Origin of the sequence: Micrococcus endophyticus, assembly GCF_014205115.1 — a bacterium.
Classification (GTDB): domain Bacteria; phylum Actinomycetota; class Actinomycetes; order Actinomycetales; family Micrococcaceae; genus Micrococcus; species Micrococcus endophyticus.
This window is the reverse complement of sequence record NZ_JACHMW010000001.1, coordinates 30,067-54,241: the sequence shown is the minus strand read 5'-3', so window position 1 is coordinate 54,241 and position 24,175 is coordinate 30,067. Positions and strand designations below refer to the sequence as shown.

Annotated in this window: 21 protein-coding genes; 7 read left to right on the top strand and 14 right to left on the bottom strand. The window is 75.2% G+C overall.

All coding sequences use genetic code 11. The annotated features are described in order from the left end of the window. Nucleotides 1–67: 67 nt before the first annotated feature. The 5 genes from HDA33_RS00255 to HDA33_RS00235 form a co-directional block, all read right to left on the bottom strand. Nucleotides 68–301 carry a DUF4244 domain-containing protein gene (locus HDA33_RS00255; protein ID WP_158491618.1) on the bottom strand — a complete coding sequence of 78 codons (234 nt, stop codon included), beginning with the start codon at nucleotides 299–301 and terminating at the stop codon, nucleotides 68–70. Between the two features lie 209 nt (nucleotides 302–510). Further along, complete coding sequence (locus HDA33_RS00250; RefSeq protein ID WP_184169642.1) at nucleotides 511–1,602, bottom strand: type II secretion system F family protein; 1,092 nt, start codon at nucleotides 1,600–1,602, stop codon at nucleotides 511–513. After that, on the bottom strand, nucleotides 1,599–2,735 hold the full coding sequence (locus tag HDA33_RS00245) for a TadA family conjugal transfer-associated ATPase (protein WP_338104206.1): 1,137 nt from the start codon (nucleotides 2,733–2,735) through the stop codon (nucleotides 1,599–1,601). The genes HDA33_RS00250 and HDA33_RS00245 overlap by 4 nt, the downstream gene beginning before the upstream one ends. A 491-nt stretch (nucleotides 2,736–3,226) precedes the next feature. Beyond that, nucleotides 3,227–3,958 (bottom strand): NUDIX hydrolase, encoded by a 732-nt coding sequence (locus HDA33_RS00240; RefSeq protein ID WP_184173675.1) that lies wholly within the window; start codon nucleotides 3,956–3,958, stop codon nucleotides 3,227–3,229. A 383-nt stretch (nucleotides 3,959–4,341) separates the two neighbouring features. Next, nucleotides 4,342–4,905, bottom strand: a complete 564-nt coding sequence (locus HDA33_RS00235; RefSeq protein WP_184169639.1) for an NADPH-dependent FMN reductase — start codon at nucleotides 4,903–4,905, stop codon at nucleotides 4,342–4,344. 147 nt (nucleotides 4,906–5,052) lie between these two features. Here HDA33_RS00235 and HDA33_RS00230 point away from each other — a divergent pair, with 147 nt between their 5' ends. Next, nucleotides 5,053–6,246 (top strand): NAD(P)-binding domain-containing protein, encoded by a 1,194-nt coding sequence (locus HDA33_RS00230; protein WP_184169636.1) that lies wholly within the window; start codon nucleotides 5,053–5,055, stop codon nucleotides 6,244–6,246. 103 nt (nucleotides 6,247–6,349) lie between these two features. On the opposite strand, the gene nth is transcribed toward HDA33_RS00230, so the two are convergent. Continuing rightward, complete coding sequence (nth, locus tag HDA33_RS00225; protein ID WP_158491624.1) at nucleotides 6,350–7,156, bottom strand: endonuclease III; 807 nt, start codon at nucleotides 7,154–7,156, stop codon at nucleotides 6,350–6,352. Between the two features lie 224 nt (nucleotides 7,157–7,380). On the opposite strand from nth, the gene acs reads away from it, so the two are divergent. Next, nucleotides 7,381–9,321: an acetate--CoA ligase gene (gene acs / locus HDA33_RS00220; RefSeq protein ID WP_184169633.1), complete on the top strand. Its 1,941-nt coding sequence runs from the start codon at nucleotides 7,381–7,383 to the stop codon at nucleotides 9,319–9,321. 108 nt (nucleotides 9,322–9,429) lie between these two features. Here acs and HDA33_RS00215 read toward each other — a convergent pair whose 3' ends face one another. From HDA33_RS00215 to HDA33_RS00200, 4 genes are all read right to left on the bottom strand, one after another. After that, the gene (locus HDA33_RS00215; RefSeq protein ID WP_184169630.1) at nucleotides 9,430–9,876 is read right to left on the bottom strand and encodes a GntR family transcriptional regulator; all 447 of its coding nucleotides are present in this window, start codon (nucleotides 9,874–9,876) and stop codon (nucleotides 9,430–9,432) included. A gap of 4 nt (nucleotides 9,877–9,880) precedes the next feature. Further along, on the bottom strand, nucleotides 9,881–10,084 hold the full coding sequence (locus HDA33_RS00210) for a methionine/alanine import family NSS transporter small subunit (RefSeq protein WP_184169627.1): 204 nt from the start codon (nucleotides 10,082–10,084) through the stop codon (nucleotides 9,881–9,883). A 3-nt stretch (nucleotides 10,085–10,087) separates the two neighbouring features. Then, nucleotides 10,088–11,731 (bottom strand): sodium-dependent transporter, encoded by a 1,644-nt coding sequence (locus tag HDA33_RS00205; protein WP_184169624.1) that lies wholly within the window; start codon nucleotides 11,729–11,731, stop codon nucleotides 10,088–10,090. 120 nt (nucleotides 11,732–11,851) lie between these two features. Then, on the bottom strand, nucleotides 11,852–13,291 hold the full coding sequence (locus tag HDA33_RS00200; RefSeq protein ID WP_184169621.1) for a CvpA family protein: 1,440 nt from the start codon (nucleotides 13,289–13,291) through the stop codon (nucleotides 11,852–11,854). A gap of 180 nt (nucleotides 13,292–13,471) precedes the next feature. On the opposite strand from HDA33_RS00200, the gene HDA33_RS00195 reads away from it, so the two are divergent. Next, on the top strand, nucleotides 13,472–14,149 hold the full coding sequence (locus tag HDA33_RS00195) for a Crp/Fnr family transcriptional regulator (RefSeq protein WP_017489294.1): 678 nt from the start codon (nucleotides 13,472–13,474) through the stop codon (nucleotides 14,147–14,149). Between the two features lie 66 nt (nucleotides 14,150–14,215). Here HDA33_RS00195 and HDA33_RS00190 read toward each other — a convergent pair whose 3' ends face one another. The 3 genes from HDA33_RS00190 to HDA33_RS00180 form a co-directional block, all read right to left on the bottom strand. Then, nucleotides 14,216–15,001, bottom strand: coding sequence for an NUDIX hydrolase (locus HDA33_RS00190; RefSeq protein WP_184169618.1), 786 nt, complete (start codon nucleotides 14,999–15,001; stop codon nucleotides 14,216–14,218). A gap of 106 nt (nucleotides 15,002–15,107) precedes the next feature. Then, a complete protein-coding gene (locus HDA33_RS00185; RefSeq protein ID WP_420826904.1) occupies nucleotides 15,108–15,602 on the bottom strand; it encodes a RidA family protein in 495 nt (164 codons plus the stop codon). A gap of 2 nt (nucleotides 15,603–15,604) precedes the next feature. Next, nucleotides 15,605–15,772 (bottom strand): Sp36 family protein, encoded by a 168-nt coding sequence (locus HDA33_RS00180; protein WP_017489297.1) that lies wholly within the window; start codon nucleotides 15,770–15,772, stop codon nucleotides 15,605–15,607. A gap of 68 nt (nucleotides 15,773–15,840) precedes the next feature. On the opposite strand from HDA33_RS00180, the gene HDA33_RS00175 reads away from it, so the two are divergent. The 4 genes from HDA33_RS00175 to HDA33_RS00160 are packed head-to-tail and all read left to right on the top strand — an operon-like array spanning nucleotide 15,841 to nucleotide 23,061. Continuing rightward, nucleotides 15,841–18,027: a transglycosylase domain-containing protein gene (locus tag HDA33_RS00175; protein ID WP_017489298.1), complete on the top strand. Its 2,187-nt coding sequence runs from the start codon at nucleotides 15,841–15,843 to the stop codon at nucleotides 18,025–18,027. Between the two features lie 5 nt (nucleotides 18,028–18,032). Next, the gene (locus HDA33_RS00170; protein WP_184169615.1) at nucleotides 18,033–19,043 is read left to right on the top strand and encodes a metallophosphoesterase; all 1,011 of its coding nucleotides are present in this window, start codon (nucleotides 18,033–18,035) and stop codon (nucleotides 19,041–19,043) included. Nucleotides 19,044–19,093: 50 nt separating this feature from the next. Continuing rightward, nucleotides 19,094–21,121 (top strand): ABC transporter transmembrane domain-containing protein, encoded by a 2,028-nt coding sequence (locus HDA33_RS00165; RefSeq protein ID WP_184169612.1) that lies wholly within the window; start codon nucleotides 19,094–19,096, stop codon nucleotides 21,119–21,121. Further along, on the top strand, nucleotides 21,118–23,061 hold the full coding sequence (locus tag HDA33_RS00160; RefSeq protein ID WP_246416833.1) for an ABC transporter ATP-binding protein: 1,944 nt from the start codon (nucleotides 21,118–21,120) through the stop codon (nucleotides 23,059–23,061). Before HDA33_RS00165 ends, HDA33_RS00160 begins: the two co-directional genes overlap by 4 nt. A gap of 88 nt (nucleotides 23,062–23,149) precedes the next feature. Here HDA33_RS00160 and HDA33_RS00155 read toward each other — a convergent pair whose 3' ends face one another. Then, nucleotides 23,150–24,118 (bottom strand): PDDEXK family nuclease, encoded by a 969-nt coding sequence (locus HDA33_RS00155; protein WP_184169609.1) that lies wholly within the window; start codon nucleotides 24,116–24,118, stop codon nucleotides 23,150–23,152. Nucleotides 24,119–24,175 lie beyond the last annotated feature (57 nt).

Here is a 24,175-nt window from a genome sequence, read left to right as displayed (position 1 = left end):
GGAACGGGGCCGTCCCGCCGGCCGGGCACCCGCACGAGGCCCGGCCGGCGGGACGGGGATTCGAGGGTCAGTCACGCTGGAGCGCCCCCGAGACGAGCTCGACCAGCAGGGACTGCACGTCCGGGCTGGTGAGCACCACGGCGAGCACGCCCGCGAAGCCGACCGCGGCCAGCGTGAGGATGCCGTACTCCGCCGTGATGGCGCCGGTCTCGTCGGCCGCGGCGTCTGCCACGCGGGCGAGGTGGTGGCGCTCGGCGGCGGTGGCGAGGGCGTCGTGGACGGTGTGGGAGAGCTGGGTCATGGTGATCCTCCTGGAATCGGCCCCGGTGTGCGGGGCGGTGGTCGCGTCCCGGTCGGGCCGCTGATCCCAGACTCCGGTCCCGGGGCCTCGGCCCGCCGGGATAGGGGCCGATCCGTGGAGGGGACGGCCCCGTCGGCGGGCTGTGCAGGAGTGGACCGACCGGGTGGGCCGACGTCGCCTGCCGCGTCCGGTGTTCAGGCGCCCGGCGTTCACGCGCCCGCCTCCAGCAGCGCCATGACCACCGGGATCACGCCCCAGCACACGAAGGCCGGCAGCAGGCACAGCCCCAGGGGCATCACCAGCCGGACCGCGAGCTCCTCCGCGGCGCGCTCGTCCGCGCGCCGGCCCTGCTGCCGCGCCGCGGCTGCGGACTCCGCCAGGGTGCGCGCGCCCGCCATCCCGGACCGGTGCAGCGGGCGCAGCCGCGCGGCGGCCTCGGCCCACACGGTCTCCTCCCCGATCCCCGCCCACGCCTCGTCCCAGCCGCGGCCCCACAGCAGCAGCGCGGACGTCACGCGCAGGCCGCGCGCCCCGGGCAGGGTGCGGGCGAGGTCGTCCAGGGCGGCCGGCAGCGACCGGCCCGCCCCCAGGAGTGCCGCCAGCACGTCCAGCACGACCGGCGCCGTCAGCGACGCCGGCTCCCGGGCGGCCGAGCGCAACAGCAGCCGGGTCCAGGACCGTCCGGCGAGCCAGAACAGCAGCCCCACCGCCGCGACGGCGGCACCGAACGGCGTCGAGACCGTCTCCCACGGGGACGAGCCGAGCAGCCACGCCAGGCCCACGCCGCCGAGGGGCAGCCACTGCAGCAGCCGGGCCGTCGCCGCCGGGCCCGCGGCGGCGGAGCGCCGGGCCCGGGCCGCGTCCACGTCGGCCTCCAGCGACTCCGCCAGCCGGCGGACGACGACGGCCGGTGCGGCGCCCGCGCGGGCACCGGCCTCCAGCGCTGCGTCCACCAGCACCCACCCGGGGTCCGGGGGCGGTGTGCGCCACGGCGGGCACCAGCGTCGGCGCGAGCGGTCGGGCGAGGCGTCGTGGGTGTCGCCAGGCGGATGCTCGTCGCGGCGAAGACCGCGGACATCCGGAGCATCCCGGCCGGTCGACAGGTCACCGGCCGCGTCCCAGGCGAGCCGCTCGGCCCGCAGGCGCGCCGCGTGACGGGCGTGGCCGTCGTCGTCGGGCAGCATGCGGGCGGTCTCCCGCCAGGCCGCCTCCTCGGTGAGGCCCGCGGACACGAGCGCCGCCCAGCGGCGCAGGACGCCGACGAGCTCCTCCGTGGCGTCCTCCGGCGCCGCGGCGCTCACCGGCTCCCCCGCCCCGCCAGCCGGGCCGCGAGCGCCCGCAGGCCCGGCCCCTCCGCGGTCGAGCCGTCCCCGGGCCCCGGTCCAGGCGTCCAGGTGAGGGCGGGCAGCAGGGCGAACCCCCGCGCGTCGGGATCGGGGACGGCCAGCTCCACCGGGTGGCGGCCGTGGCGGTCCCGGACCAGGTGGACCACCGCGTCGACCCCCGCGCGGGCCTGCGCCGCCACCGTGTCCGGCCCCCAGCCGGCCAGGGAGCCCATGGCGGTCAGCCGCGCCGGGACGTCCGCCGCACCGTTGGCGTGCAGGGTGCCCCACGCGCCCTGGTGGCCGGTGTTGAGCGCCGTGAGGAAGTCGGCCACCTCGGCGCCGCGGCACTCCCCCACGACGAGCCGGTCCGGGCGCATCCGCAGCGCGTGGCAGATCAGCTCGGCCAGGCCCACCGCGCCCGCGCCCTCGGCGTTGGCGGCGCGGCACTGCAGGGCGACGACGTGCGGGTGCTCCGGGGCGGCCTCCGCGGTGTCCTCCACGGTGAGGATCCGCTCGTCGCCCGGCACACAGCCCAGGGCGGCGGCGAGGAGGGTGGTCTTGCCCGTGCCCGTGGCGCCGCTGACCAGCACGCTTGCCCGGTCCCGGACCAGGGCCTCCAGGGCCTCGCCCCACAGGTCGCCGTCGGGCCAGCCCGCGGCCAGCTCCGCCAGCGAGGGCGTGCGCGCGGCCGGGATGCGCAGGCTCAGCAGGGTCCCGTCGCCACTGACGGGCGGCAGGACGGCGTGCACTCGCACCCCGTCCACACGGGCGTCGGCCAGCGGCACGGCGGCGTCGAGGCGGCGCCCCGCGCGGTGCACCAAGCGCACGGCGAGGGCCTGTGCCGCGTGCGGGTCGAGGCGCTGGGGGCGGCGCAGAAGGCCCTCGGCGCCGTCGGTCCACACGGCGCCGGAGCCGTCCACGAGCACGTCGGTGACGCCGGGCGCGCGGACCCACCCGGCGAGCGGGCCGAACCCGTCCAGCTCGTCCACGAGCGCGGCCACGCGCGGATCCGTCGCCGGGACGCCCAGCGCCTCCGCGACGAGCGGGGCGAGCGCGGGCTCCTGCCCCTCGGCCGCCGCGGCACGGGCCTCGGCGACCCGGCGGCGCACGGCGTCCGCCTCCGAGTTCGGTGTCGTGGGCGGCGGGGCGGGGGCGGCGAGAAGCGGGGCTGGCGCGTCGGAAATCGCAGCAGTCCGATCGGGGAACGGGGCCGGAGTGTCGGCAAGAGGGGCACCGGCGCGGGGCGCCGGGTCGGACGGGCGCGGATCAGACAGGTGCGGGGCCGCCGCGTCGGCCGCCTCGCGCGGCGGTGGCTGCGGGGCGAGCCGCGGGCTCGGGACCGCGAGGGCGGACGGGCCGCGGCGCCGTCGTCGGGAACGGGACGGGCGCGGCGGGGCGGCGGGGACGAACGGGCGCATGGCGGACCTCCTGCGGGACGGGCGACGGCCGCCGCGGTCCGCGGCCGCCGGCCCCTCCAGTCCAGCGCCGCCGGGGTGCGCCCACCCCGAGCAGCCCCAGACCTGGGGATCGCGGAGCCCCTGCGGGCGCCTGTGCAGGAGTCGTCATGCGGACGGCCGGGCGTCGGCCGGACGGCGGCTCGTCAGCCGCGCAGGGGCGCGTGAGTGTGCGCGTCGATCACGCGGCCCGCGTCCCAGGGCGTGTCCCAGTCCAGCAGCGTGAGGATCCGGTCCAGCAGGGCGGCGGTGAAGCCCCACACGAGCCGCTCCCCCACGAGGAACCCGGGCGTCTCGCCGCGGCGGCCGCCGGGCCGGGCCACGCGGCACCGGTTCGCGGGGTCCACCAGGTCGCCCACGGGCATGCGGAACACGGCGGCCGCCTCGGCCTGGTCCACCACGGCCACGCGGCTGGGGTCCCGCCACCAGCCGATCACCGGGTGCACCACGTGCCCGGAGACCACCACGGGCACGGGCGGCAGCACGCCGAGGACCTCGACGCCGTCCGGGTCCAGGCCCGTCTCCTCCTCGGCCTCGCGCAGGGCGGTGGCCACGACGTCCGCGTCCTCGGGGTCCACGCGCCCGCCCGGGAACGCGATCTGTCCCGCGTGCGTGCGCAGGGTGGCGGCGCGCTCGGTGAGCAGCACGTCCACGTCCGGGTGGACGCGGTCGTCGGCGTGGTGGGCCGGGACGTCGTCGAGGGAGCCGAAGAGGATGAGCACCGCCGAGGGGCGCGCCCGCTCGGCCCGGGGCCAGTCGAAGCCCCACGTGCTGACCGCACTCGCGGGGATCTCCGTGAGCGCGTCGCGCGGGGCCTGGTCCGCAGGCACGCCGTGCCGCTCGACCAGCGCTGCGAGCCGGTCCCGGACCGCGGCCATGTCCGCCCCACCCTGCGCGTTCGGGGCGACTTCTCGGAGGTCGTTCCGCCCCTCACCTCCGACATCTCGCCCCATTCTGCCGGGCTGGGAGTGGGTGAGGGCGGGGCGATCGGGCATGGGCTCCACGGTAGCGGCACCCCTGGCGCGGGTCGGCGGGACGGCCTGCCGGGGGGAAGAGATTCGGGCGACTTCTCGGGGGTCCAGGCCGCTTACACCTCCGACAACTCACCCCATTCGCCGCGCTCACGACGACGGCGGGCCCGGACCCGGTGCATCGGGGTCGGGCCCGCCGTGGAGATTCGGGCGGGTTCTCGGAGGTGTTCGGCTCGAACACCTCCGACAACTCACCCGAAACCGCTGGGTGCGGGGTCAGGCGCGGGCGATCAGCCCTGGCGGACCGTCTTCATGGCCTCGGTCCAGGACAGCAGCTGGTCGAACATCGGGTCCACCGAGGCGGCCTGCAGCTCGGTGGGCTGGAACTCGGCGAAGTCCTTGAAGTCGGTGAAGAGGCTGAACATGCCGTGCTTCTGGACGTGGGCCACCTGCAGCTCCGAGAGGATGGCGCGCAGGTGCTCGGTGGCACGCACGCCCATGGCGGAGCCGTAGCCCACGATGCCGGCGGCCTTGTTGGCCCACTCGGCGTTCAGGTAGGACAGCGCGTTGGCCAGGGCCGGGGCGAGGGAGTGGTTGTACTCCGGGGTCACGAACACGAAGCCGTCGAACTCGGAGATCTTCGCCGACCAGGCCTTGGTGTGCTCGTTGGCGTACTGCTGCCAGGCGGCGGGCATCGGCTCGTCCAGCAGCGGCAGGTCGAAGTCGGCGATGTCCACGAGCTCGTACTCGGCGGCGTCGCCGCGGCCGTTGGCGCGCTCCAGCACCCAGTCGGCCACCTGGCGGTTCAGGCGGTTGGGGCGGGTGGATCCGGTGATGATGGCGATCTTGGTCATGGGTCCATCCTGGACCAGTTCACGCTTTATTTCAAGTTTACAGGACTGCGGTGGGCCGACCACCCGATCCCCGGCCCGATCCCCGGCCCGACGACGGCGCCCCGGCACCCCTCCCGCCGCGCCTCCCGGGGCCGTAGCCTCGAGGCCATGACCACCCGGACCACACCGCCGGCTCCGCCCTCGGCCGTGGACGTCGCGGTGATCGGGGCCGGCCAGTCCGGGCTCGCGGCCGGCTACTTCCTGGCCCGCGCCGCCCGCGAGGCCGAGCGCGGGCGCCGACCGGGGCCGCCGTCGTCGTTCGTCCTGCTGGACGCCTCCCCCGGCCCGGGCGGCGCGTGGCCGCACCACTGGGACTCCCTGCGCCTGTTCTCCCCGGCCGAGCACTCCTCCCTGCCCGGCCGCCGCATGCCGCCGTCCCCCGGCCCGGACACGCCGGGCGCGGACCATGTGGTGGCCTACCTCGCCGACTACGAGCAGCGCTACGCCCTGCCCGTGCGGCACGGCGTCCGCGTCACGCGCGTGGAGCACGACGCCGACGCGCCGCATCCGTTCACCCTCCACCGGGAGGACGGCCCGCCCGTGGCCGCCCGCGCCGTGATTTCCGCGACCGGCTCCTTCACGCGGCCGTTCCTGCCCGCGGTGGCCTTCGGGGACGGCTTCCGCGGCGAGCAGCTGCACTCCTCGGCCTACCGGCGTCCGGGGCCCTTCGCCGGGCGTCGCGTGCTGGTGGTGGGCGGCGGCAACTCGGGGGCCCAGATCGCCGCGGACCTGCTGCTGGCCGGCGTGGAGACCACGTGGGCCACGCGCCGTCCGCCGCGGTTCATGCCGGACGACGTGGACGGCCGGCACCTCTTCCAGACCGCCTCGGCCCGGGTGCTGGGCCGCTCGGAGGCGCGCGTGGGCGATCTCGGGGACATCGTCATGCTCCCGCCGGTGCGCCGCGCCCGCGACGAGGCCGGCCTCCACGCCGTGCCGATGGTCTCGGCCTTCATCCCCGACGGCGCCCGGTGGGATCCCGACGCCGGCGCGGTGCACGGCTGGGCGGCCTCGAGCCGCCTGGCGGCCGAGGTGCGCGGCGCGGAGCGGGCCCTGGACGCGGTGGTGTGGTGCACGGGCTTCCGGGCCGACCTGCGCCACCTGCGCGGCCTCGACCTGACGCACCGCTCCTCCGGCGTCCCGGCGACGCGGCGGGAGGTGCCCACGGCCTCCGTGGACGTGCCGGGCCTGCACCTGCTCGGCTACGACGACTGGTGCGGCGCGGCCACCGCCACCCTCGTGGGCGTGGGCGTCCACGCCCGCGGTGCGGTCGACGACGTACTGGCCGGCCTCGCCGCCGGCTGAGCGCGCGCCTCGCCGCCGGCTGAGCGCGCGCCTCGCCGCCGGCTGAGCGCGCGCCTCGCGGCCGGCGGAGCGGACCCCGCGCCGGCCCGCTGAGCGCGGCCCCTCAGGCGTCCAGGCCGTGCCCCCGGGCCCGCAGCTCGCGGCGCGAGAGCCCGGCGCGCATCAGCGCGAGCAGCTCCTCGCGGCCCGGCTTGAGCTCGTAGGACAGCAGCGCCCGCGCCTTCTCCGGGTCGGTCTCCCCCTCGCCGTAGGAGGGGCACCACCGGGCGATCGGGCAGGCCCCGCACGCGGGCCGGCGCGCGTGGCAGATCCGCCGGCCGTGGAAGATCAGGCGGTGGGAGAGCATCGTCCAGTCCCGGCGGGGGAACAGCTCCGCCACGGCGTGCTCCACCTTCACCGGGTCCGTCTCCTGCGTGAACCCCAGCCGCCGGGCCAGCCGGCCGAAGTGCGTGTCCACGGTGATCCCGGGCCGCCCGAACGCGTTGCCGAGCACCACGAACGCCGTCTTGCGGCCCACCCCGGGCAGCGCGACGAGGTCCTCGAGGCGGCCCGGGACCTCGCCGCCGTGCCGCTCCACGAGCTCCTGGGACAGCCGCAGGATCGCGGACGCCTTGTTGCGATAGAACCCGGTGGAGCGCACCAGCTCCTGCAGCTCCGCCTCGGAGGCCCCGGCCATCGCGGCGGCGTCCGGGAAGCGGGCGAACAGGGCGGGGGTGGCCGCGTTGACGCGCACGTCCGTGGTCTGGGCGGAGAGCACGGTCGCCACGAGGAGCTCGAACGGGGTCTCGAAGTCCAGCTCCGCGACGGCGTACGGGTACGTGGCCGCGAGCTCGCGGTCGATCCGCCGGGCCCGGCGCACCAGCGCCAGCCGGCTCTCCCCCGTGGGCGTGTCCGCCTGCTCCGCGTCCATCCGCGTCCTCCCGCTCTGATCCGTCGCCGCTGAGTCCGACCATCCTAGGAACCCGGGCCGGGCCGACGTCGCCCCTCACCGGCGCCGACGTGATGCGACACACAGCGCCCGAAGATTTGTGACACCCTCCCGGGCGCGGCATGCTGGGCCCCGAAGCATGTGTGCTCGACGTCACACCCGCGACGCGGGCACCGCCCGCCCTCACCCCGAAAGGACACCCGTCGATGGACGAGCAGATCCCCACGTTCCCGCCGCCCGCCGAGTTCGCCGCCCAGGCCGTGGCCGGCGCCGACCTCTACGAGGAGGCCGCCGAGGACCGCCTGGCCTACTGGGGCCGCCGCGCCCGCGAGGTGCTCCACTGGGAGCAGGACTTCACCGAGGTGCTCGACTGGTCGGACGCGCCGTTCGCCAAGTGGTTCGTCGGCGGCACCACCAACGCCGCCTACAACGCGCTGGACCGGCACGTGGAGGCCGGCAACGGGGACCGCGTGGCCGTCCACTTCCAGGGCGAGCCGGGCGACACCCGCACCTACACCTACGCCGAGCTGGCCTCCGAGGTCCGCCGCACCGCCAACGCGTTCGAGTCCCTCGGCGTGGCCAAGGGCGACCGCGTGGCCGTGTACCTGCCGATGATCCCCGAGGCCGTCATCACGATGCTCGCCTGCGCGCGCATCGGGGCGGTGCACTCCGTGGTGTTCGGCGGCTTCTCCGCCGACGCCCTGCGCTCCCGCGTGGACGACGCCGAGGCCAAGCTCGTGGTCACCGCGGACGGCTCCTTCCGCCGCGGCAAGCCCTCCATGCTCAAGCCCGCCGTGGACGAGGCGCTCTCCGCGCCCGGCCACTCCGTGCAGCACGTGCTCGTGGTGCGCCGCAACGAGGCCGAGGTGTCCCTCGTCGAGGGCCGCGACCTGTGGTGGCACGACGTGGTCCCCGCGCAGTCCGACGAGCACGAGCTGGTCTGGCACGACGCCGAGCACCCGCTCTACATCCTCTACACCTCCGGCACCACCGGGAAGCCCAAGGGCATCCTGCACACCACCGGCGGCTACCTCGTGCAGACCGCGGCCACCCACCACGACACCTTCGACCTGCACCCGGAGACGGACGTCTACTGGTGCACCGCCGACGTCGGCTGGGTCACCGGTCACTCCTACGTGGCCTACGCGCCGCTCGTCAACGGCGCCACCCAGGTGATCTACGAGGGCACCCCCGACTCCCCGCACCAGGGCCGCTGGTGGGAGATCGTCCAGAAGTACGGCGTGAGCATCCTCTACACGGCGCCCACCGCCATCCGCACCTGCATGAAGTGGGGCCGCCAGATCCCGGACGAGTACGACCTGTCCAGCCTGCGCGTGCTCGGCACCGTGGGCGAGGCCATCAACCCCGAGGCCTGGCGCTGGTACCACGAGGTCATCGGCGGCGGCCGCTGCCCGATCGTGGACACCTGGTGGCAGACCGAGACCGGCGCCCACATGCTCACCCCGCTGCCCGGCGTGACCACGCTCAAGCCCGGCTCCGCGCAGACCCCGGTGCCCGGCGTGACGCTCGAGGTGGTGGACGAGATCGGCGAGCCCATGAAGGACACCTCCGCCGGCTTCCTCGTGGCCCGCGAGCCGTGGCCGTCCATGCTGCGCGGCATCTGGGGCAACCCGGAGCGCTTCAAGGAGACCTACTGGTCCCGCTTCCCCGGCATGTACTTCGCCGGCGACGGCGCCCGCTACGACGAGGACGGGGACATCTGGCTGCTCGGCCGCGTGGACGACGTCATGAACGTCTCCGGGCACCGCCTGTCCACCACGGAGATCGAGTCCTCCCTCGTGGCGCACCCGTCCGTCGCCGAGTCCGCCGTGGTGGGCGCCGCCGACGAGACCACGGGCGAGGCCGTCGTCGCCTTCGTGCTGCTCACCGAGGAGGCCGCCGCGTCCGGCCGCGACGTCGCCGAGGTCGAGGAGGAGCTGCGCCAGCACGTGGGCCGGGACATCGGCCCGATCGCCAAGCCCAAGCGCGTCCTCGTGGTCCCGGAGCTGCCGAAGACCCGCTCCGGCAAGATCATGCGCCGTCTCCTCAAGGACGTGGCCGAGGGCCGCGATCCGGGCGACGCCACCACGCTGGCCGACCCCACGGTCATGCAGCGCATCGTGGAGACGCTGGCCCCCGGCGCCTGAGCCGGCACGACGACGCCGCCCCGGTCCGCACGCAGTGTGCGGGCCGGGGCGGCGTCGTCGTGAGGGGGCACGTCGGGCGCGCGAGGGGGCCGGGCGCGGGCGGGCCCGTCAGGCGCGGGCGGCCGCGTCCCGACGGACCAGCTCCACGGCCTCGTCCGCCGTGTAGCCCAGCCGATCGAGCAGGGTGTCCAGGCAACGCCGGACAGCCTGGTGGGCGGCGTCCGCCCGGGCATCCGCGGAGGCGGCCACGAACGTGCCCGCCCGGCCGCGGGTGAGGATGGTCCCCCGCGCCTCGAGCTCCTTGTAGGCCCGGGCCACCGTGCCCGGCGCCACGCCGAGCTCGGAGGCGAGGGCGCGGACCGGCGGCAGCCGGTCGCCGCGGGCCAGGCAGCCCGAGGCGACGCCGGCCAGCACCGCGTCCGTGATCTGCCGGTAGGGCGGGGCGGTCAGGGCTCCGTCCACCGCCACCACGGGCAGCGAGGCGGAGACCACGCGCGCGGCCCCGCCCTCGGCTGAAGCCGGGGACGGGGCCGCGCCGGACGGAGTCGCGGTCATCGACTCAGCCGCGCCGGGCGTCGAGGCGCTCGTCCTCGCGGCCGAGCTCGTCCTCGCGCTCCCACGCGGCCGGGGCGAGCCGGTCGCCCAGGGCGAGGTCGCCCGAGGAGTGGTCCGGGTGGCGGAGCAGGTGGACGGCGGAGAGCGCGAGCCCGCCCCACACGAGGAGGATGGCCAGGGACATCATGACGATCGCTGCGGTGCTCATGGGTCAGAGCTCCTTCCGGGTGTGGTCCGCCGGCACGAGCGGGATGGCGCCCGTGGGGGTGGTGCCCTCGGGCACCGCGTTGTGCGGGATGAGGTCGCCGTGGATCTCGGTCTCCATCTCCTCGGCGTAGAGGTTGGACTTGCGGGACCACGGGATCAGCGAGAGCACCACGGCCAGGACCACGGAGCCGATGGCCACGCCCCAGCCGTAGACGCCCAGGAAGTCGCCCGGGTAGCCGCCGTAGCCCTCGGAGATGACCTTCATGATCCAGGACAGCCAGATGTAGGCCAGGACGATCGGCATGAGCACGCCGATCAGCAGGACGTAGCCGCGGCCGAGCTTGAACGAGGAGACCGCGTTCAGGTGCGCGGTGACGCGGCGGGCCGAGCCCAGCACGCCGGTGACCAGCAGCACGGACACGAGGGCGGCGCCCACGATGCCGAAGTTGTTGGCGAAGGCGTCCATGGTGTCCAGCATGTGCAGGCCCGAGGTGGTGGAGAACAGGGCCATCGAGACGACGCCGGCCAGGCCGACCACGATGATCGTGGCGGTCCAGCGGCCCCAGCCGAGCTTGTCCTTCACGGCGGAGATGACCACCTCGAGGATCGAGATCAGGGAGGTGAAGCCGGCCACCACGAGCGAGCCGAAGAACAGCACGCCGATCAGGGCGCCCACGGGGGCCTGCGAGATCAGGGTGGGGAACGCGATGAACGCGAGGCCGATGCCGCTGCCGGCCACGTCCGCCACGGACACCCCGGAGGCCTGGGCCATGAAGCCCAAGGCGGAGAACACGCCGATGCCGGCGAGGATCTCGAAGCCGGAGTTGGAGAAGCCCACGACCAGGCCGGAGCTGGTCAGGTTGGTGCGCTTCTTCAGGTAGGAGGCGTAGGTGATCATGATGCCGAAGCCCACGGACAGTGAGAAGAAGATCTGGCCGTACGCGGCGATCCACACGCCCGGGTCCGCGAGCGCGGCCCAGTTCGGGGTGAACAGGGCGTCGAGGCCCTGGGCGGCGCCGGGCAGGGTGAGGGCGATGCCCACGAGCACGAGGAACATGACGACGAGCAGCGGGATGCCGATCATCGAGGCCTTAGCGACGCCGCGGCGCACGCCGAAGCCCATGATCAGCAGGGTGATGACCCACACGGCGAGCATGGGCCAGAACACGCCGGAGACGACGTCGAAGGTCGGGTTCGGGGTCTCGGAGACCTGCAGGAACTCGCCCATCATGAACGTCTCGGGGTCGGCGCCCCAGCGCTGGTCCACCGAGAACCAGGTGTACATGATGGCCCAGCCGATGATGGCCGCGTAGTACACGGCGATGACGACGCAGATCAGCACCTGCCACCAGCCGACGGACTCGGTCCAGCGGGAGAGGCGACGGAAGGCCAGCGGGGCGGAGCCGCGGAAGCGGTGGCCGATCGCGTAGTCGAAGAACAGCAGCGGGATGCCCGCAGTGAGCAGCGCGATCAGGTACGGGATGACGAACGCGCCGCCGCCGTTCTCATAGGCCACGTACGGGAAGCGCCAGATGTTGCCGAGGCCCACGGCGGAGCCGATCGCGGCCAGGATGAACGCCCACCGACCGGCGAACTCCTCCCGGGTGCGCGTCGGCGCCGCGGCGGGCGCGGAGACGGTGCTGGACATGCAGGACCTCCGAAGGTCTGGGGAATGCAAGTGTGACGGCGGCCACAATACTCCAGTTCCCGGTTCCGTGGGCGGGTGCGTCCGGGAGGAGGCCCCCGCCGGAGGCGGCCCCGTGGCGGGTCAGGCGCCCGGGATGCAGTCCCCCGAGGGGACGGTGGCGCTCATGCCCGGGGCGGCGGCCACGGCGGGGGCGATCGAGTCGGCGCTGAGCGCGTAGCCCACGGGGTCCGCCCCGGGGGCGCGGGCGAAGACCAGGCCGGCCAGGGAGCCCGCGGCGTCCACCACGGGGCCGCCGGAGTAGCCGTGCCGGATGTCCGCGGCCAGCGTGTAGACGTCCACCATGCTGGCGGCGCCGGTCACGACGTCCCCGAGCGGCACCTCGCCCACGGCCTGGACGGTGGCCGGGATCGAGGCGAACGGGCCGCCGTCGGGATGGCCCATCACGAGCGCCGACTCCCCGCCGACCAGCTCCGCGCCCAGGGGCATCACCGGCAGGTCGGCGCCGTCGAGGGCGAGCACCGCGAGGTCGCGGGCGGTGTCCAGGTGGACGATCCGCGCGTCGTGGACGCCGCGCTGCGCGTCCGTCACCGTGGGTGCGTCCACGCCGAGCACCACGTGCGCGTTGGTCAGCACGCGGTCCGGGGCCACGGCCACCCCGGAGCCGCTCTGCACCTGGCCGCACTGGGCCGCGGTGCCGGTGAGGCGCACGACGGCGGTCTCGGCGGGGACGCCGGCCGGCTCGGTCTCGGCGGGGGCGGGTTCGGCGGGGTCGGTCTCCGCGGGCTCGGGATCGGCGGCCTCGGCGGGCGCCGAGGCGGAGGTCTCGGCGGGCGCCGGGGCCTCGGTGTCGGAAGGGGCGGGGGCGTCGTCGTCTGGGGTGCCGGGGGCCGGCTCCTCCGGCGTGGCGGAGCCGCCGGACACCGGGGCCGCGTCCTCCGGCTCGGCGGGCCGGGCCGGCGTCGTGGCGGGCGAGGAGGAGGTCGGGGGCGCGGCACGCACGCCGCCGTCGTCGTCAGGGACGGGCACAGGCTCGGGGAGCCGCAGCTCGGGGAGTATGTCCAGGTCCGCCACGGCCGAGCGCGAGCGGGCGGCCCAGGCGAGGGCGGAGTCCGGCAGGACGCGGTCGATCGCGGCGATCACCTGGGAGCGGGCCACCTCGCGGGTCACCGCGCCGGAGCCGGCCGTGGACATGGAGAAGGAGACGAGCCACACCACGAGCGCCCCGGCCACGCCGGCCGCGAGCGCGCCGAGGATCCGGTCCACGAGGCGCAGGGCGGGCAGGTTCACGCGCAGGCGGATCGCCTCGCCGATGGCCGCGCCCACGTACTGGCCCGCGGCCACGAGCAGCACGAGCGTGGCGAGCAGGGCCGCCCACCGCCACTGCGGCGCGGTGACCAGCTGCGCGACCTCGGGCATGGCGTAGAACGCGATCGCCGCGCCGCCGACGAGGCCCACCAGATTGCCCAGGACCACCCACAGGCCGCGGCGATGCCCCTGCACCAGGAGCACCACCAGCAGCACCAGGAGCACGGCGTCCAGCCAAGTCAGGCTCAGCGGCACGGGCGTCCTCCTTCGGCGGCGGCGGGCACCGGCGGCGGCGGGGGCGGAGGGCCCGGTCGGGCCGCCGGAGCGTCCAGGGTATCGGTCCGATCCGGGGTATGGGGCACAATGGAGCGCAGTGGACCGGGCGGCCCTGCCGTCGCGGTGCCAGGAACTCGTTACAGAGAGGACACGCACACCATGGATCTCGAGGTCCTGCGGAAAGCTCCGCTGTTCACCAACCTGGACGACGAGGTGTTCGCCATCCTGACCTCCGAGCTCACGGAGGTGGAGCTCTCCCGCGGCGCGTCCGCGTTCCACGAGGGCGATCAGGGCGATCAGCTGTACGTGATCATGTCCGGCAAGATCAAGCTCGGCCGCACAGCCTCGGACGGCCGCGAGAACCTGGTGGCCGTCCTCGGCCCCGGCGAGATCTTCGGCGAGATGGCCCTGTTCAACCCGGCCCCGCGCAGCGCCACCGCCACCGCGGTCTCCGCCACGCGCCTGGCCGGCCTGCGCCACGAGAACCTGCGCCGCGCCATCGGCTCCTCGCCGGACGTCTCCGTCCAGCTCCTGCAGGCCCTGGCCCAGCGCCTGTCCAAGACCAACGAGTCCCTCGCGGACCTCGTGTTCTCGGATGTGCCCGGCCGCGTGGCCAAGGCCCTCCTGGACCTGGCGGACCGCTTCGGCCGCCCGGCCGCGGACGGCCTGCTCGTGGCCCACGACCTCACCCAGGAGGAGCTCGCCCAGCTGGTCGGCGCCTCCCGCGAGACCGTGAACAAGGCCCTCGCCGAGTTCGTGCAGCGCGGCTGGATCCGGCTCGAGAACCGCGCCGTGGTCATCCTGGACCTGCAGCGCCTGCGCCAGCGCTCGCGCTGACGCCAGGCCCCGACGTCGGCCCGCGCGCCGACGTCCCAGCGCACCGCCGTGGAGCGGGTCGCCCGGTCAGTCCCGGGTGACCCGCTCCACGCGCATCCGGGGAGCGCCGTCGTCGCCGGCCTCGGTCACCAGGCGGTACTCGGGCACCGGCCCGCGCCCCGCGCCCTGGGTGAGGGAGAGCAGGAAGGCGGCGGCGGTGCGGTGCGCGGCCACGCGGCGCACGAGCACCTGGGTCAGGGGCGTGGCCACCTGGTCCAGCGGCGCGACGCCCTCCTCCCCCGCCGGGCCGGGCAGGATCACCGGGCCGGCGACGGCGCGGCGGGCCGACACCCACGCCTGGAGCGCGGGCGCGGTCTCCGGGCGCTCGAGGGGCCGTTGCAGCGGCGGCACGGCGGCGGCGAACACGGCCGTGTCGAAGCGCCGGTGCGCGTGCGGCGCCGAGTGCCAGCGGGCCACGGGCCGCAGCAGGTCGGTGCGCAGACCGAGCCCGCGCGCGGCCAGCATCCGCGGCAGGCTCTCCGCGCCCTCCTCGAGGGAGCTGCCGCCGCCGCCCCAGGTCTCGCCCCGCGCGTCGAGCACCACGTCGGCGTCGGTGCGCCCGGCCAGCAGGACGCCGGCCTCGTCGTGGAGCTCGCGGACGGCGGCGACCACCTGCTGCCGCGCGCAGCGGCGGTCCGTGGTGCCCAGCACGCGGGCCCAGTGGGCCGGGTCCGGGCCGAACCACGCGCACGCGTCGGCGTCGGCCTCGGAGAGCGCGCCGCCCGGCAGGCCGACCCGCCCCAGCGGGGTGCGCCCGGGACGGTGCCGCAGGAACACCTCCGGCCCGTCCTCGCCGTCGCGCACCAGCACCACGGAGGAGGCGGGCCGGGCGGGGCGGACCTGGCGGAAGCGCTGCTCCAGCCACTGGCGGGTCTGCTCCGCCTCGGGTTCCGGGACCGGCAGCAGCGTGCCGGCCGGGTCAGCGGACGCGGACAGTGATCTCCACCTCGACCGGGGCGTCCAGGGGCAGCACGGCCACCCCGACGGCGGAGCGGGCGTGGCGCCCGGCCTCGCCGAAGATCTCGGCCAGCACGTCCGAGGCGCCGTTGAGCACGCCGGGCTGTCCCGTGAAGGAGGGGTCGGAGGCCACGAAGCCGACGACCTTGACGACCTGGGCCACGCGGTCCAGGTCGCCGATCAGCTCGTGGACGGCGGCCACGGCGTTCACCGCGCAGACGCGGGCGAGCTCTTGGGCGCGCTCCGCGCTCACCTCGGCGCCGACCTTGCCCGTGGCGGGCAGGGACCCGGCCACGAACGGCAGCTGGCCGGAGGTGAGCACGAGGTCGCCGTCCCGGATCGCCGGGACGTAGGAGCCCACCGGGGCGGCCACGGCCGGACGCTCGAGCCCGAGCTCGGCGAGGCGGTCGGCCACGGCGCCCTCGCCCCACGTGGGGGCCTGCGCCTTCTCCGCCACGGTCAGGCCGCCTTCGGGCGCTTGAGGTAGGCCACGGGGTTGGGGCCGTCCGGGCCCGGGACCACCGCGACGAGCTCCCAGCCGTCCTCGCCCCACTGGTCGAGGATCTGCTTGGTCGCGTGGATCAGGAGGGGGATCGTGGCGTACTCCCACTTGGTCTGCTCAGTCATGTCCGACAGCCTAGCGAGGCCCGCGGACGCCCGGCTGCGTCCCAGGCGCCCGCGCTACACTCGCGCCCATGGCCTCCCGCACGTCCCGTCGTCTCCCCGAGCCCTCGAGCGCCCTCGGCCGCCTGCTCGCCTTCCTGGGCCTGTCCGCCCTCGCCGGGCTGCTGGTGGCGGCACTGCTGCTGCCGCTGGCCGGCCTGACCGGCGTGGCCGCCGCCTCGGGCCGCGAGATGCTGGACGAGCTGCCGGACGAGCTGCCCGCTGAGCCGGTGTCCGTGCCCTCCCGCATGATCTCGGAGGACGGCGAGGAGATCGCGGTCTTCTACGAGGAGAACCGCATCCCGGTGCCCCTGGACCAGATCTCCGAGCACATGCGCAATGCGATCGTGGCCGTCGAGGACGAGCGCTTCTACGAGCACGACGGCGTGGACGCCCGCGGCCTGATCCGCGCGACCGTGAACAACGCCACGTCCGACTCCACGCAGGGCGCGTCCACGCTCACGCAGCAGTTCGTGAACAACATGCTCGTGAACGTGCAGCAGATCCGCGGCGACTCCCGCCTGACCCTCTCCGGCACCAAGAACGTCTCGGACAAGGTGAAGGAGATCAAGCTCGCGGTCGCCGTCGAGGAGCAGATGACCAAGGACGAGATCCTCGAGGGCTACCTCAACATCGTCCTGTTCTCCGGCCGGGCCTACGGCGTGGAGGCAGCCTCCCGGTACGTGTTCGGCAAGTCCGCCGCAGAGCTGGAGAGCTGGGAGGCCGCCACCCTCGCCGGCATGGTCCAGTCCCCCACCCGCTTCAACCCGGCCCGCAACCCCGAGGAGGCCACCGAGCGCCGCAACCTCGTGCTGGGTGCCATGGAGAAGAACGGCTACCTCACCGAGGAGGAGCACGCCGAGGCCGTGGCCAAGCCCATGGAGGTCGTCATGGAGTCGCGCCCCTCGGGCTGCCTGTACTCCAAGTTCGGCTCCTACTTCTGCGACTACGTGGAGCGCCAGATCCTCGCGGACCCGGCCTTCGGCCCGGACCCGCAGTCCCGCCAGGCCCTGCTGGACCGCGGCGGCCTGACCATCCGCACCACGATCGACTCCGAGCTGCAGAAGGCCGCGGAGGAGAACCTGCGCAAGTCCGTGCCCAACAACGAGTCTCTGGGCGCCGGCCACGCGCTGACCTCCGTGCAGGCCGGCACCGGCAACATCGTCACCATGGCGCAGAACACCGAGTACGCCATCCAGGACGAGCTCGGCCACACCTCGCTGAACTTCAACGTGGACCGCGAGTGGGGCGGCGGCCAGGGCTTCCAGGCCGGCTCGACCCTCAAGCCCTTCGTGGCCCTGACCTGGCTGCGCAACGGCAACCGGATGGTCGACTCCGTGGACGCGTCCCGCAACGTCTACCCCACGGGCACCCGCTTCGAGGCCTCCTGCCGGCCGGGCGGCTACACCACCATCGGCGGCACCTGGCAGTTCAAGAACGTCATCCCCGGGATGCTCCGCCAGGTCCGCGTGGACGAGGGCCTGTTCTGGTCCGTGAACACCCCCACCGTGGCCACGGCGTACCAGATGGACCTGTGCGACATCACGAGCCTGACCACCCAGCTGGGCATCACCCGCGCGTTGGACAGCTCGCCGCTGCAGCCGGACGACCCCTCGTTCCTGCTCGGCAAGGACTCCATCGCCCCGCTCTCCCTGGCCGGCGCCTACGCGGCCATCGCCGCGGACGGCCTCTACTGCGAGCCCCGCGCCATCCTGGAGGTCACGGACACCATGGGCAACCAGTACGACGTCGCCGGCCCGCAGTGCGACCAGGTGGTGGACCCGAAGCACATCGCCGAGCTGATGCCGGTCCTGCGGCACATCGGCGGCTTCAACATCGCCGAGGAGGGCGCCGGCTACGAGTTCGGCGGCAAGACCGGCACCAACGACAACGTCTCCTCCACCTGGTTCACGGGCTTCACCACCGAGCTGGCCACCGCCGTGTGGACCGGCCGCTACAACAACCTGAAGTCCATGACCGGCGAGACCGTGAACGGCGAGGTCCGCAACCCGTTCTACTCGACCTCCATCAACGGCCCCTCGTGGCTCGAGTACAACCAGCTCGCCAAGGAGAAGTACCCGCCGGGCGAGCTGCCCGACTGGGACGGCCCGCAGTCCGAGGACCCGGGCGCGGAGGGCGAGCACCCGGACGGCACCGCCTTCCACATCGACGACCTCGACCGCGGCGGGCCCCAGCCCCAGGCCGTCCCGGGCAACTGACCCGCATGCGTCCTTCCGTCACCGCCCCGCGCCGGCTCGTCCGCGCGGGGTCCCGGGCCGCCGTCGGGATGGGGGCCGCCGCCGCGCTGGGGCTGGCCTGGGGCCTCGTGGAGGCCGAGGCCCGCGTGGTCCGCACGCACCGGCTCGCCGTGCTGCCCGCCGGCGCGAACCCGGTCCGGGTGCTGCACCTCTCGGACATCCACCTGCTGCCCCGCAACCGCTCCCGGATGGCGTGGCTGCGCGGGCTGGACGCGCTCGAGCCGGACCTCGTGGTCAACACGGGGGACAACATCTCCGCCGCCGCGTCCGTGCCGCTCGTCCTGAACGCGTTGGGCCCGCTGCTGCGCCGCCCCGGCGTGTTCGTGCCCGGCTCGAACGACTACTACGAGCCCAAGCCGGCCAACCCGTTCCGCTACTTCGCCGGGCCGTCCCGGATGGACGAGGACCGGGCCCGGCTGCCCACCGAGGCGCTCTTCGGGGCTTTCCGGGCCGCCGGCTGGGCCGACCTGACCAACCGCGGGTCCGTGCTGAGCGTGCCCACGCGCGCCGGGACCGTGCTCGAGGTCCTCGCCGCCGGCACCGACGACCCGCACCTGGGCCTCGACGACTGGGGCGGCTTCCCGGCCCCGGCTCCGGCTCCGGGGGACGCCGCGGCCTCCGGCCCGGCGTCCGCCCACGACGACGGCGCGGCCGGGCCCGGCGGGGACGGCCGGTTCCGGCTCGGGGTCACCCACGCCCCCTACCGCCGCGTGCTGGACGCCATGACCGCCGACGGCGCCGACCTGCTGCTGGCCGGGCACACCCACGGCGGCCAGGTCTGCCTCCCCGGGTTCGGCGCCCTCGTGACCAACTGCGACCTGCCGCGCGCCCAGGCCTCCGGGGTCTCCACGTGGACCGCCGCCGGGCGCACCGTGCCGCTCGAGGTGTCGGCGGGACTGGGCACCGCGCCGTCGGCCCCCGTGCGCTTCGCGTGCCGGCCCGAGGCCGTGGTGCTGGAGCTGCTCCCCCGCGCTTGAGCGGCTGACCTGGGGCTGTCCTGTCCGGGCCCGGCGGTAGAGTACCCGCTGTGACGCGCACCGCAACCCGACCGCTGCCCCTGCGCGAGGCCCTCCAGGGCGTCGCCCCCTACCTGCAGGGCGTGCGCGGGCGATGGGTGCTCGGCCTGCTCTCCGCGATGGCCGCGGGCCTGGTCGCCCTCGCGATCCCGCAGGTCGTCCAGGTGCTCGTGAACACCGTGTTCGCCGAGGCCGCTCCCGGGACGGCCGGCACCGCCGACCCCGCCGCGGGCGTGTGGTGGGCGGCCGGCGCGCTGGCCCTGCTCGGCCTGGCCGAGGCGCTGTTCATCTGGCTGCGCCGCTTCTTCATCCTGCCGCCGGCGGCGGACGTGGAGAACCGGGCCCGCATCAGCATCTACCGGCGCCTGCAGCGCCTGCCCGTCGCGTTCCACGACGCCTGGGCCTCCGGCCAGCTGCTCTCCCGCGCCCAGGGGGACCTGGCGCTGCTGCGCCGCTGGATCGCCTTCGGCTCCGTGATGCTCGTGGTGGAGTCGGTGACCATCGTGGTCGGCCTCGTCCTGCTGTTCGTGATGTCCTGGCAGCTGGCCCTGCTGTACCTGGTCGCGGCCGTGCCGATCATGATCCGCTCGTTCCGCTTCCGCACCGACTTCCGGGCAGCCTCCCGCCTCTCCCAGGACCAGGCCGGCGACCTCGCCACCACCGTGGAGGAGTCCGTGCACGGCATCCGCGTGCTCAAGGCCTTCGGCCGCGGCCCGGACGCGCTGGACGGCTTCCGCGGCGAGGCCGAGACCCTGCAGGGCACCGAGGTGCACAAGGCCTCCGTGCTGGCCAAGTTCATCTCCCTCACCGTGTCCCTGCCGGAGCTCGTGCTCGGCGTCGCGCTGGGCCTCGGCCTGTACCTCGTGGCGGTCGGGGACCTCACGGTGGGCGCGCTGGCCGCATACTTCGCCACGACGGCGGTGCTCGCCCGCCCCGTGGAGGGCGTGGGCCAGCTGATGGGCATGACCCTCTCCGCCAAGACCGCCATCGACCGCCACCTCGAGGTGATGCGCGTGCCCGTGGCCGTCGCCTCCCCCGCCGGCACGGACGCCGCGGAGGAGGAGGCCACCTCCCGTGCCGTGGCCTCGAGCGCGGCGGAGGACTCGCCCGTCGTGACGGACGGGCTGCCGCCGTCGTCGGGCCGGCTCGCCTTCCGGGACGTCGTCTTCCGCTACCCGGACGCCCCCGAGGACTCCCGCCCCCTGCTCGCCGGGGTGGACCTGGAGCTGACGCCCGGGGAGACCATGGCGCTCGTGGGCGTCACGGGCTCCGGCAAGTCCACCCTCGTGCAGCTCGTGCCGCGCCTGCTGGACGTCACCGCGGGCGTCGTCGAGGTGGACGGCACGGACGTGCGCGCGTACCCGCTGGACGAGCTGCGCCGCCGCGTGTCCATCGCCTTCGAGGACGCCACCCTGTTCTCGGACACCGTCCGCGCCAACGTGCTGCTCGGCGCCCCCGCCGAGGTCACCGCGGACGGGCTGGACTCCCCACGCGCCCAGGCGCTGCTGGACCTGGCCCTGGACACCGCCCAGGCCGGGTTCGCCCGCGACCTGCCCGTGGGCGTGGACACGGAGATCGGCGAGGAGGGGCTGAGCCTGTCCGGCGGGCAGCGCCAGCGCATCGCCCTGGCCCGCGCGATCGCCGCCCGCCCGGACGTGCTCGTCCTGGACGACCCGCTCTCCGCCCTGGACGTGCGCACCGAGGAGGCCGTCACCGGCCGGCTGCGCGAGGTCCTGGCGGGCACCACCACGCTCATCGTGGCCCACCGGCCCTCCACCGTGGCCCTCGCCGACCGCGTGGCCGTGCTGCAGGACGGGGCGATCCACGACGTCGGCACGCACGCCGAGCTGCTCGCCCGCTCGGCCGCCTACCGGGAGATCATCACCACCGGCGCCGCCGAGGACCGCAGCCTCGCCGGGCTCGCGGACGCCGCCCACGACGACGCGGCGCTCGCCGCCGCCACGGACGCCGCCCGGCCCCCGGCCGGAGCCGCGCGCCCACCCGCAGGCCGGACCGCCGGCCGGGAGGAGACCCGATGAGCCCGCGCCGCCGCACCGGATCGACCGCCGCGCCCGAGACCTCCACCCTGTCAGTGGTGGACGCCGCCGCGGCCCGGGACCTGCGGGTGCTCGGCGTGCGCGCCGAGGAGACCCTCGAGTACACCCCCGAGGAGCGCCGCCACGTCCGCCGCCGTTCCTGGGCGCTGCTGCGCCAGCTCGCCGGCCCCGTGAAGGGGATGCTGTGGCTCACGGTGGTCCTCGTGGTCGTCTCCAACGCCGCGCGCGCTGCGGTGCCGCTGGTGATCGCCTGGGCGATCGACTGGGGCCTGCCCCAGGTCGTCGAGGCCGTGCGCACCGGGGCAGACGCGTGGGGCGTCGTCGTGCTGGTGGGCGGGGCCTACGCCCTCACCGGCGTCACCGGCGGCGTGCTGCTGGGCCTGTACCAGTGGCTCACGGCGCGCGCGAGCCAGCGCATGCTGCTCGCGCTGCGCGTGCGCGTGTTCCGGCACACCCAGCGGCTCTCCCTGGGCTTCCACGAGAAGTACACGTCCGGGCGCGTGATCTCCCGGCAGACCTCGGACCTCGAGGCGCTGCGCGAGCTGCTCGACCAGGGCGTGTCCTCGCTCGTCTCCGGCGTACTGTTCATGGCGTTCACCGCGGTGTCCATCGTGCTGCTGGACCCGCCCTCGGCCCTCGTGCTGCTCGTGGCGTTCATCCCCGTGGCCGTCGCCGTGCGCTGGTACCAGAAGCGCTCCGAGGAGGCCTACCGGCGCTCCCGGGTGTCCTCGGCGCGCGCGATCGTGCACTTCGTGGAGACCATGACCGGCATCCGCGCCGTGCAGGCCTTCCGCCGCCAGCGCGCCAACGAGGCGAAGTACACCCGCCTGGCCACCGACTACCGGGACGACATGGTGCACACGCTCACCCTGTTCGGCGTCCTGCAGCCCGTGCTCGTGGTGACCGGCAACCTCACCGTGGCGGCGCTGCTCGTGTTCGGCGGGCTCCGGGTGCTCTCCGGCGACCTCGAGGTGGGCGTGCTCGTGGCCCTCGTGCTCGCCGGCCGCCGCGTGTTCCAGCCCATGGAGATGGTGGCCATGTTCTACTCCTCGTTCCAGTCCGCCGGCGCGGCCCTGGAGAAGGTCTCGGGCCTGCTCGAGGAGGAGCCCGCCGTGGTCGAGGCGCCCGAGCCCACCCCACTGCCCGGGGCCGCGGCCGCCGGCGAGGGCGTGGCCTCCGGGCGGATCGCGTTCCGGGACGCCGTTTTCGGCTACGGCCCCGAGAAAGTGGTCCTGCCCGAGTTCGACCTCACCGTGCCGGCCGGGCAGACCGTGGCCGTGGTGGGCCAGACCGGCGCCGGCAAGTCCACGCTGGTGAAGCTGATCGCGCGGTTCTACGACCTCACGTCCGGCTCCCTCACCCTGGACGGGGTCGAGCTGAAGGAGCTGGCGAGCGCGGACCTGCGGCGCAACGTGGTGATGGTGACCCAGGAGGCGTTCCTGTTCTCCGGGACGGTGGCCGAGAACATCGCGCTGGGCCGACCGGGCGCCTCCGAGGCCGAGATCCAGGCCGCCGCGCGCGCTGTGGGCGCCCACGAGTTCATCCTCGACCTGCCCGAGGGGTACGACACAGACGTCTCCAAGCGCGGCGGGCGGCTCTCCGCCGGCCAGCGGCAGCTCGTGTCCTTCGCCCGCGCGTTCCTGGCCGACCCGGCCGTGCTCATCCTCGACGAGGCCACCAGCTCCCTGGACCTGCCCAGCGAGCGGCTGGTCCAGGACGGCCTCGAGCGGCTGCTGGGCAACCGGACGGCGCTGATCATCGCGCACCGGCTGAGCACCGTGGAGATCGCCGACCGCGTTCTCGTGGTGCACGACGGCCGCGTGGTGGAGGACGGCTCCCCCGCCGAGCTCGTGGCCGTCGGCGGCCGCTTCGCCGCCCTGCACCGGGCCTGGGAGGACTCGCTCGTCCCCGACGACGCCTGACCGGCCCGGCCTCGGGCACTTTCGCTCGGGAAATCGTCGCTACGTCGCCGGAATCCTGGGATGGTAGCGACGATTTCCCGAGCGAAAGTCAGGGACGGTGGCGGCGCACCCAGGCGATGGCGCGCCGGAACCCGTCGAGCCGGTCGTCGGCGGTGAGCCTCAGCGACCGCCAGCCGCGGTCGTGGAACCAGCCGTCCCGCCGCGCGTCGCGGGCCTGCTGCTCGCGAGAACGGTGATGCCCGCCGTCGTACTGCAGCGCCAGCCTCCAGTCCCGATACCCCAGGTCCGCGACGGGCGCGAACCGGTCGCCGGGGTCCCCGGAGACCTGCAGCTCCGGCTCCGGAAGGCCGGCGTCCACCAGCGCGAGCCGCAGCTCGGTCTCCGGCGGCGAGTCGGCCCCCACCCGCACCAGGTCCAGGGCCCCCCGGGCCGCGCGCACGCCCTTGAACCGCCCCGCCCGGCGCAGCGCCGCCCGCAGCGCCTCGACGCTCGTCACGGGCTCGCCCCGCCGCCCGTCCCCCGCGATCCACGGACGGTTCACGAGCGCGTCCCCGGCGATCACCAGCGGATCCACCGGACCCCGCGGCATCAGCGAGGCCAGGTCCAGCCACGTCCGCTCCACCGACGTGACGGCGATCCCGTGCAGCGCCACCACGTCCTCCTGCGGCACGGAGCGCCCGTGCGTGACCACCCCGGACCGGTCGCAGACGCCGCGCCCGTGCCGCCGGCTCACGTGCAGCCGCCCGTCCGGCCGCACCCACGGCGGCACCGTCAGCCGGTGCAGCAGCAGCGCGCTCAGGTGGGAGACCACTCCCCCGGTCAAGGGCACGACGGCGGCTGCCTCCTCCGGCACCCACGGCAGGGGGTCCACGGGGTAGCCGAGGTCGGCCCACTCGCCGCGCTCGGCCTCCCGGGCCCGGTGGAGCCCCTGGCTCACGCGGCGCAGATCGGCGCGGCGGGTGCGCTCGACCGAGACGCCGGCGCGGCGGAGGTCGGCCGCGCCGAAGGGGAGGTCGGAGAAGGCGGCGGGCAGGGGGGCGGGTTCACGAGGCGACATGTCGCGAACACTGGCCCGTCCGGCGTCGGGCCGATCACCGGAGCGGGCCGTCCGTGG

Bases quoted from the DNA above. Each gene is read 5' to 3' on its own strand.
- HDA33_RS00255 (WP_158491618.1), bottom strand. From the start codon at position 301: ATGACCCAGCTCTCCCACACCGTCCACGACGCCCTCGCCACCGCCGCC.
- HDA33_RS00240 (WP_184173675.1), bottom strand. From the start codon at position 3,958: ATGGCCGCGGTCCGGGACCGGCTCGCAGCGCTGGTCGAGCGGCACGGC.
- HDA33_RS00235 (WP_184169639.1), bottom strand. From the start codon at position 4,905: ATGACCAAGATCGCCATCATCACCGGATCCACCCGCCCCAACCGCCTG.
- HDA33_RS00230 (WP_184169636.1), top strand. From the start codon at position 5,053: ATGACCACCCGGACCACACCGCCGGCTCCGCCCTCGGCCGTGGACGTC.
- nth (WP_158491624.1), bottom strand. From the start codon at position 7,156: ATGGACGCGGAGCAGGCGGACACGCCCACGGGGGAGAGCCGGCTGGCG.
- acs (WP_184169633.1), top strand. From the start codon at position 7,381: ATGGACGAGCAGATCCCCACGTTCCCGCCGCCCGCCGAGTTCGCCGCC.
- HDA33_RS00215 (WP_184169630.1), bottom strand. From the start codon at position 9,876: ATGACCGCGACTCCGTCCGGCGCGGCCCCGTCCCCGGCTTCAGCCGAG.
- HDA33_RS00210 (WP_184169627.1), bottom strand. From the start codon at position 10,084: ATGAGCACCGCAGCGATCGTCATGATGTCCCTGGCCATCCTCCTCGTG.
- HDA33_RS00205 (WP_184169624.1), bottom strand. From the start codon at position 11,731: ATGTCCAGCACCGTCTCCGCGCCCGCCGCGGCGCCGACGCGCACCCGG.
- HDA33_RS00195 (WP_017489294.1), top strand. From the start codon at position 13,472: ATGGATCTCGAGGTCCTGCGGAAAGCTCCGCTGTTCACCAACCTGGAC.
- HDA33_RS00180 (WP_017489297.1), bottom strand. From the start codon at position 15,772: ATGACTGAGCAGACCAAGTGGGAGTACGCCACGATCCCCCTCCTGATC.
- HDA33_RS00175 (WP_017489298.1), top strand. From the start codon at position 15,841: ATGGCCTCCCGCACGTCCCGTCGTCTCCCCGAGCCCTCGAGCGCCCTC.
- HDA33_RS00170 (WP_184169615.1), top strand. From the start codon at position 18,033: ATGCGTCCTTCCGTCACCGCCCCGCGCCGGCTCGTCCGCGCGGGGTCC.
- HDA33_RS00160 (WP_246416833.1), top strand. From the start codon at position 21,118: ATGAGCCCGCGCCGCCGCACCGGATCGACCGCCGCGCCCGAGACCTCC.
- HDA33_RS00155 (WP_184169609.1), bottom strand. From the start codon at position 24,118: ATGTCGCCTCGTGAACCCGCCCCCCTGCCCGCCGCCTTCTCCGACCTC.